Origin of the sequence: Aestuariivirga sp. (genome assembly GCF_044238155.1) — a bacterium.
In the GTDB taxonomy this organism is placed as follows: Bacteria; Pseudomonadota; Alphaproteobacteria; order Rhizobiales; family Aestuariivirgaceae; genus Aestuariivirga.
The window spans coordinates 1-7,389 of the sequence record NZ_JBIIDX010000168.1; the positions used below are offsets into that span (position 1 = coordinate 1).

General features: G+C 63.5%; 7 protein-coding genes. 5 read left to right on the plus strand and 2 right to left on the minus strand.

Translation table 11 applies throughout. The annotated features are described in order from the left end of the window. Positions 1-117 precede the first annotated feature (117 nt). Genes ACILRN_RS14740 through ACILRN_RS14760 form a run of 5 tightly spaced genes read left to right on the plus strand, consistent with a single transcriptional unit; the run spans position 118 to position 4,760 of the window. Positions 118-1,311 (plus strand): aminotransferase class V-fold PLP-dependent enzyme, encoded by a 1,194-nt coding sequence (locus tag ACILRN_RS14740; protein ID WP_395689545.1) that lies wholly within the window; start codon positions 118-120, stop codon positions 1,309-1,311. A gap of 13 nt (positions 1,312-1,324) precedes the next feature. Then, complete coding sequence (locus tag ACILRN_RS14745) at positions 1,325-2,524, plus strand: malate--CoA ligase subunit beta (protein WP_395689547.1); 1,200 nt, start codon at positions 1,325-1,327, stop codon at positions 2,522-2,524. Continuing rightward, the gene (sucD, locus tag ACILRN_RS14750; protein ID WP_395689549.1) at positions 2,521-3,408 is read left to right on the plus strand and encodes a succinate--CoA ligase subunit alpha; all 888 of its coding nucleotides are present in this window, start codon (positions 2,521-2,523) and stop codon (positions 3,406-3,408) included. Before ACILRN_RS14745 ends, sucD begins: the two co-directional genes overlap by 4 nt. Positions 3,409-3,415: 7 nt before the next feature. Then, positions 3,416-3,781: a response regulator transcription factor gene (locus ACILRN_RS14755; RefSeq protein ID WP_395689551.1), complete on the plus strand. Its 366-nt coding sequence runs from the start codon at positions 3,416-3,418 to the stop codon at positions 3,779-3,781. 1 nt (position 3,782) lies between these two features. After that, a complete protein-coding gene (locus ACILRN_RS14760) occupies positions 3,783-4,760 on the plus strand; it encodes an HpcH/HpaI aldolase/citrate lyase family protein (RefSeq protein WP_395689553.1) in 978 nt (325 codons plus the stop codon). A gap of 1 nt (position 4,761) precedes the next feature. Here the strand turns inward: ACILRN_RS14760 and ACILRN_RS14765 are convergent, their stop codons facing one another. Continuing rightward, positions 4,762-6,798: an FAD-dependent oxidoreductase gene (locus ACILRN_RS14765; RefSeq protein WP_395689555.1), complete on the minus strand. Its 2,037-nt coding sequence runs from the start codon at positions 6,796-6,798 to the stop codon at positions 4,762-4,764. 125 nt (positions 6,799-6,923) lie between these two features. Continuing rightward, positions 6,924-7,199, minus strand: coding sequence for a cupin domain-containing protein (locus ACILRN_RS14770; RefSeq protein ID WP_374332135.1), 276 nt, complete (start codon positions 7,197-7,199; stop codon positions 6,924-6,926). Positions 7,200-7,389 lie beyond the last annotated feature (190 nt).

The window sequence follows — 7,389 nt, forward strand, 5'->3', positions numbered from 1 at the left end:
ACCCGTATAGACGCCAATAGGCTGGTTTTTCGAGTGTTTTCAAGTCTTCCCCACCCGGTCATAACTGGACCATGCGGTCCGGAAGGGTCCGGACACGACAAAAACGGGAGAATGCGCATGCCGGGTATTCGGGGTTTATTCATTCCAGGTCCAACCAACGTGCCGCAGGCGGTGCGGGTCGCCATGGATATCGCCATGGAGGATCAGCGCGCGCCGGACTTGCCGGCCTTCACGCTGCCTCTGTTTGAAGACGTGAAGAAGGTGTTCAAGTCGCGCGCCGGGCAGGTGTTCCTGTTCCCGGCATCGGGCACGGGCGGCTGGGAAGCGGCCATGACCAACACGCTCTCGCCGGGCGACAGGGTTCTGATCTCCCGCTTCGGCCAGTTCTCGTTGCTCTGGGCCGACATGTGCCAGCGCATGGGCCTCGAGGTCGACGTGGTCGACGTGCCGTGGGGCGAGGGCGTGCCGGTTGAGATCTTCGCCGACAAGCTCAAGGCCGACACCGGCCATACCTACAAGGCGGTGCTGGTCACTCACAACGAAACCGCCACCGGCGTCACCAGCGACGTAGCCGCCGTGCGCCGCGCCATGGATCATGCCAATCATCCGGCCATGCTGTTCGTCGATGCCGTGAGCTCGCTGGCCTCCATCGACTTCCGCATGGACGAGTGGGGCGTCGACATCTGCGTGTCCGGTTCGCAGAAGGGCTTCATGATGCCGGCCGGCCTCGCCATCCTGTGCGTGTCGGAGAAGGCGCTGGCGGCGCGCAAGCAGGCGGCGGCCCGGCGCTGCTACTTCGACTTCGAAGACATGATGCGCACCAATAAAGACGGCTTCTTCCCCTACACGCCGCCACTGCACATGCTGCGCGCGCTGCGGGCCGCGACCGACCTCCTGCTCGAAGAAGGGCTCGAGAACGTGTTTGCGCGTCACTACCGGCTCGCCGAGGGTGTTCGCCGCGCCGTCACCGGCTGGGGTCTCAAGCTCTGTGCGCGGGACCCGAAGTGGAACTCGGATACGGTCAGCGCGATCCTGCTGCCAGATGGCTATGACAGCGCGGCGCTCGTGCGTCATGCCTACACCCGCTACAACATGTCGCTCGGCATGGGTCTCAACAAGGTAGCAGGCAAGGTCTTCCGCATCGGTCACCTGGGTGACCTGAACGAGATCATGTGTCTCACCGCACTGGCGGGATCGGAAATGGCGATGCGCGATCTGGGCGTGCCGGTCGAGGCGGGCTCCGGGGTTGCTGCCGCCATTGAATACTACCGCACGACTGGCGCAGCCGCTGCCATGAAGAACGCGGCCTGAGGAGCAACGAACCATGGACATTCACGAGTATCAAGCCAAGGAAATCCTCAGCCGCTTCGGCGTGCCGGTTCCGAAAGGCGCGCTGGCCTACAGCCCCGAACAGGCTGCCTACCGTTCGCGCGAAATTGGCGGCAAGCTCTGGGTCGTGAAGGCCCAGGTGCACACCGGCGGGCGCGGCAAGGCGGGTGGCGTGAAGCTGTGCCGCAGCGAGGACGAGGTGATGGAGGCTGCCGACGACCTTCTGGGCAAGAAGCTTGTGACGCATCAGTCGGGCCCGCAAGGCAAGATCGTCTATCGTCTCTACGTCGAAGGCGGCGTGGCCATTGCCAAGGAGCTGTATCTGGGCTTCGTGCTTGACCGAAAGTCGGAACGCGTGATGGTGGTTGCCTCTTCGGAAGGCGGCATGGAGATCGAGGAGATCGCCGCACAGAAACCGGAGTCGATCGTCAAGGTGAGCGTTGAGCCCGCCGTCGGAATGCAGGCCTTCCAGGCGCGCGAAGTGGCGTTTGCGCTGGGCCTCAAGCCCTCGCAGATCCAGTCTGCCGTCAATGCCATCATGGGCTGCTACCGTGCCTTCGAGGAACTCGATGCCACGATGGTGGAGATCAACCCGCTGATCGTGACAGAAGATGATCATGTCATGGCGCTCGATGCCAAGATGACCTTCGACGACAATGCGCTGTTCCGCCATCCGGCAGTTGCCGAATTGCGTGACAAGAGCCAGGAAGACCCGCGCGAGACGCACGCGAATGATCGTGGCCTGTCCTATGTCGGCCTCACCGGCAAGATTGGCTGCATCGTGAACGGTGCGGGGCTTGCGATGGCCACGATGGACATGATCAAGCTGGCGGGCGGCGAGCCTGCCAACTTCCTCGACATCGGCGGCGGCGCCACTCCTGAGCGGGTCGCTAAGGCCTTCAAGCTCGTGACCATGGACAAGAACGTCGAAGCGATCCTCGTCAACATCTTCGCTGGCATCAACCGCTGCGACTGGGTTGCTGAGGGCGTGGTGCAGGCACTGGAAAAGAGCCCGGTGAACGTGCCGGTGATCGTCCGCCTGGCAGGCACGCATGTCGAGGAGGGCCGCCGCATCCTGGCGCGCTCGGGCCTGCCGATCATCCGCGCCAATACGCTTGCCGAGGCCGCCGAACGCGCGGTCGCGGCCTGGAAGAACAACCCCAACACGATTGGTCTCAAGGTGGTGAACGCATGAGCATTCTTCTTGATCATACAACACCGGTTCTGGTGCAGGGCATCACCGGCAAGATTGGCTCCTTCCACACCAAGGAGATGATGGACTACGGCACCAACATCGTTGGCGGCGTCACGCCTGGCAAGGGTGGCAGCAGCGAGCACGGCGTGCCGGTGTTCGACACAATGAAGGAAGCAGTCGAGAAGACTGGCGCGACGGCATCCATCGTCTTCGTGCCGCCTCCCTTCGCGGCCGACTCGATCATGGAAGCGGCAGATGCCGGCGTGCGCCTTTGCGTGTCCATCACCGATGGCATTCCCGCCCAGGACATGATCCGGGTGAAGCGCTACATGCGCCGCTACAAGGCGGAAAACCGCATGCGTCTCGTCGGCCCCAATTGCGCTGGCGTGATCTCGCCCGGCAAGGCGTTGCTTGGCATCATGCCCGGCAACATCTATCTGCCGGGCCATGTCGGCATCGTCGGCCGTTCGGGTACGCTGGGCTATGAAGCCGCGGCGCAGATGAAGGACCTCGGCATCGGCGTCTCGACCAGTGTGGGCATTGGTGGCGATCCGATCAACGGCTCGTCGTTCCGGGACATTCTGGAACTGTTCGAGGCTGATCCCGAAACCCATGCGGTGGTGATGATCGGTGAAATCGGTGGCCCGCAGGAGGCGGAGGCTGCGGAATTCATCCGTGACCATATGAAGAAGCCGGTGATTGCCTATGTGGCCGGTCTGTCGGCGCCAAAGGGCCGCAAGATGGGCCATGCCGGCGCCATCATCTCGGCCTTCGGCGAGGGTGCCTCTGAAAAGGTCGAACTGCTGCGGGATGTGGGCGTGGCGATCTCGCCAACGCCGGCCGAAATCGGCACCACGGCGCAAAAGGTTCTCAAGGCGGCGTGAGGGCGACATGATCCATCCCCTGGAAGCCCCGCTCCAGCCGGGGCGGCGGCAAGCGGCAGGAGGCGCGGCAACGATCGTGCCCGATCTGCGCAGCTATCGCTACGAGCCCCGGCCGGTACGCCTGTCGCCGATGCAGACGCTCGTCGTCCAGCTCGTCTGCTGCGGACTTGCCGACAAGGAGATCGCCTTTCTGCTGGGCGTCAGCAGCGCCACGGTGAAAGCCCACATGTCGCGGGCGATCCGCGACATGGGGCTCTTCCGCCGTCATCAGCTCGTGCGCTATGTGTTCGAGAATGGACTGTTCGATCCGGAGGCGGCGCAGTCTCAACTGTTGCGCCGCCGCAGTTCCCCACCACCTTCACAAGGATCCTGACATGAGTTTCTTCACCGTCGAACAGGCGCCCGCCCGCCTGAACCGCAGCGAGCTTGCGGTGCCTGGCAGCCAGCCGCAGATGTTCGAGAAGGCAGCAAAATCGGCTGCTGACGTGGTCTTCCTCGATCTCGAGGATGCTGTCGCTCCTGATGACAAGGCGCAGGCACGCAAGAACATCATCCAGGCCATTGGCGACATCGACTGGGGCAACAAGTCACTCTCGGTGCGCATCAACGGTCTCGACACGCACTACATGTACCGCGACGTGGTGGATGTGCTGGAGCAGGCCAGCGACCGCCTCGACCTGATCATGATCCCGAAGGTGGGAACGGCATCGGACGTCTATGCCATCGACATGCTGGTCACCCAGATCGAAACCGCCCGGAACCGTAAGAAGCGTATCGGCTTCGAAATGATCATCGAGACGGCGCTTGGCATGCAGAATGTCTCGGAAATCGCGGCGGCCTCGAAGCGCAATGAATCGCTGCATTTCGGCGTTGCCGATTATGCCGCCTCGACGCGTGCCCGCACCACATCGATCGGTGGCGCCAATGCCGACTATGCGATTCTGACCGAACCACTCGAGGATGGCTCGCGCCAGACGCACTGGGGCGACATGTGGCATTATGCCATTGCCCGCATGGTGGTTGCGGCGCGCGCCAACGGCCTGCGGCCCGTTGACGGCCCGTTCGGCAACTTCTCCGACCCCGATGCCTTCCGCGCCGCTGCGCGCCGTGCGGCGGTGCTGGGCTGTGAGGGCAAGTGGGCAATCCACCCCTCGCAGATCGCGCTTGCCAATGAGGTGATGAGCCCCTCGGAAGCGGAAGTCACCCGCGCCAAGCGTATTCTGGTGGCCATGAAAGAGGCTGAGGCGCAGGGCAAGGGTGCTGTCTCGCTCGACGGCCGACTGATCGACTACGCCTCGATCCGCCAGGCGCAGGTGCTTGTCGACAAGGCGGCACAGATCGCCGCCGCCTGAATCACGTATCCTTCATCAGGCGCAACGCATCGTAGATGGCGGCGTGGGTATTCCGCGCCGCCACCGCATCGCCGATGCGATAGAGCCGGAACCCTGGCGGCCCCCCATTCATTGCTTGCGGCTTTCCGGCAATCAGAGCCTCATAATCCACAGCGCCCAGATTCTCCGACTGCGGCTTAAGTTCGAAGTAAAGATCGGCCAGCGGCTGGGTGCCGTGGTTCACCACGATCTGGTCCACATGGCGCGCCTGGCGTAGGTTGCGCAGATAATCCGAACCCACGACCGCCTTCAACCGGTTGCCATCACGCTCTGCGCCCAGTAGGCGATAGGTCACGGTGAAGGTCACGGCCTTGTCCTGCAGCGCGCGCATGTAGGGCACGAGGTTCATGCCCATCACTTCGGGCGCAAAGCTGCGGTCGGGCGTCATGATCTCGACGGTTGATCCGGACTCGGCCAGGAACTGCGCGGCCTGCATCGCCGTATGGTCGCCCGCATCATCATAGAGCAGCACGTTGCTGCCGGGTTTCACATCACCCGAGAGAATGTCCCAGGCTGAGACCGTCAGGTCATTGCCGCGCTCCAGCACGTCCTTGTCGGGCAGGCCGCCAGTGGCGACCACCACCACATCGGGTTTCTCGGCCAGCACGGTGCTGGCTTCGGCGAGGGTGTTGAAGCGGAACTCGACGTCGCGCGCTGCACATTGCGCCATGCGCCAGTCGATGATGCCGATCATCTCCGAGCGGCGCTTGCTCATCGCCGTGAGGCGCACCTGGCCACCCGGCCGGTCCGCCGCCTCGAACACCGTGACGTGGTGTCCGCGTTCGGCTGCCACGCGTGCAGCCTCGAGACCCGCGGGCCCGGCGCCCACGACAACGACACGCTTGCGCGTGCCGGCGCGGGAGATGTCATGCGGCATGGTCTCTTCCCGCCCGGTCGCGGGATTGTGCAGGCAGAGCGCCATGGCGCCCTGGTAGATGCGATCGAGGCAATAGGTGGCGCCGACACAGGGCCGGATGTCGTGTTCGCGGCCCTCCATGATCTTGCGCACGATGTGCGGGTCTGCCATGTGGGCGCGCGTCATGCCCACCATGTCGAGCTGGCCCGATGAAACGGCATAGCGCGCGGTGGCTACATCCGGGATGCGGGCGGCGTGGAAGGTGGGCATGCCCACCTCCTTGCGGATCATGCCGGCAAAATCGACATTGGGCGCAGACCGCATGCCCTGTACCGGAATGACACCGGTAAGGGCTGCATCGGTATGGATGCGGCCGCGGATGATATTCAGGAAATCGACGAGCCCCGAGGCCTTGAAGCGGCGCGCCAGTTCGAGGCCATCGGCGATGCTGATGCCACCCTCTTCTTCTTCGTCTGCGGTGTAGCGAACGCCGAGCAGAAATTGAGTGCCCACCCGCTTCCGGCACGCCGCCAGCACGTCCATTGCGAACCGCAAGCGGTTGTCGAAGCTGCCGCCATAGGGATGGGCCAGCGTGTTGGTGAGCGGGCTCACGAATTGATCCATGAGGTGGCCATAGCACTCGAACTCAACGCCATCGAGCCCCGCCGCCTGCATGCGCTCTGCGGCATCGGCATAGTCTTCGATGATGCGGGCGATGTCCCAGTCCTCGATGATTTTCGGGAAGGCGCGGTGGGCGGGTTCACGCGCGGCGCTGGCGCCCACCACTGGTAGCCAGTCGCCCTTGTCCCAGCGCGTCCGGCGGCCCAGATGCGTGAGCTGGATCATCACTGCAGCGCCCGCCTCGTGGCAGTCATCGGCGAGCTTCTTCATCCAGCCCACCACCTCGTCCTTGTAGGCGAGGATGTTGTTGAACACCGGGGGACTGTCCTTTGAAACAGCGGCGGAGCCAGCCGTCATGGTGAGGGCTACGCCTGCCTTGGCGCGCTCAAGGTGATAGAGACGGTAGCGGTCCTTGGGCATGCCGTCTTCCGGGTAGGCAGGCTCATGACTCGTCGTCATGATCCGGTTGCGCAGCCTCAGGTGCTTGAGATGGAAGGGCTGGAGAAGGGGGTCTTTGGACATCGGGGTCTCGCCATGGCAACTGCACCGTATGTGCCAATGAATCAGCGCCGAGGTCAAGCAAACCGGACCCAGGCATCACCCGGATTTCCGTTGTTGCTGTTCCAAACCGGGCTATCCCCCGCCGTTCAGCGGATCATATAGACCTTGCGGATGGTCTCATGCACCCGGCAGGTGCCTTTCCAGTCCTGTGGGAAGAACGCCACAGTGCCGGGTACGATCTCGATCACTTCGCCCGACTCGTGTGTGTAGGTGCAGCGGCCGAGCAGGAAATGGCAGAACTCGTCGCGCGTCACGTGGCAGTTCCAGTAGCCCGGCGTACAGATCCAGATGCCGGTTTCGCTCTCGCCGTTGGGGCCCTTGTGCAGCACGATGCCGCTGGTGTGCGAGGCGCCTTCGATCATGGTCGGAATGATGCCCCAGTCCTTGAAGGGGCCGGCGAAGCTTTCCGGGCCTGTGAGGTGCGGAGCGGAGGATTGCAGGGTGAGGCTCATGATCTAACTCAGCATATAAACGTTGCGCATGGTCTGGTGAACGGTGCAGGTGCCGGTCCAGCCGGCTGGAAACAGAACCACAGTGCCCGGGGCGATCTCG

Bases quoted from the DNA above. Each gene is read 5' to 3' on its own strand.
- ACILRN_RS14765 (WP_395689555.1), bottom strand. From the start codon at position 6,798: ATGTCCAAAGACCCCCTTCTCCAGCCCTTCCATCTCAAGCACCTGAGG.
- ACILRN_RS14740 (WP_395689545.1), top strand. From the start codon at position 118: ATGCCGGGTATTCGGGGTTTATTCATTCCAGGTCCAACCAACGTGCCG.
- ACILRN_RS14755 (WP_395689551.1), top strand. From the start codon at position 3,416: ATGATCCATCCCCTGGAAGCCCCGCTCCAGCCGGGGCGGCGGCAAGCG.
- ACILRN_RS14760 (WP_395689553.1), top strand. From the start codon at position 3,783: ATGAGTTTCTTCACCGTCGAACAGGCGCCCGCCCGCCTGAACCGCAGC.
- ACILRN_RS14745 (WP_395689547.1), top strand. From the start codon at position 1,325: ATGGACATTCACGAGTATCAAGCCAAGGAAATCCTCAGCCGCTTCGGC.
- ACILRN_RS14770 (WP_374332135.1), bottom strand. From the start codon at position 7,199: ATGATCGAAGGCGCCTCGCACACCAGCGGCATCGTGCTGCACAAGGGC.
- sucD (WP_395689549.1), top strand. From the start codon at position 2,521: ATGAGCATTCTTCTTGATCATACAACACCGGTTCTGGTGCAGGGCATC.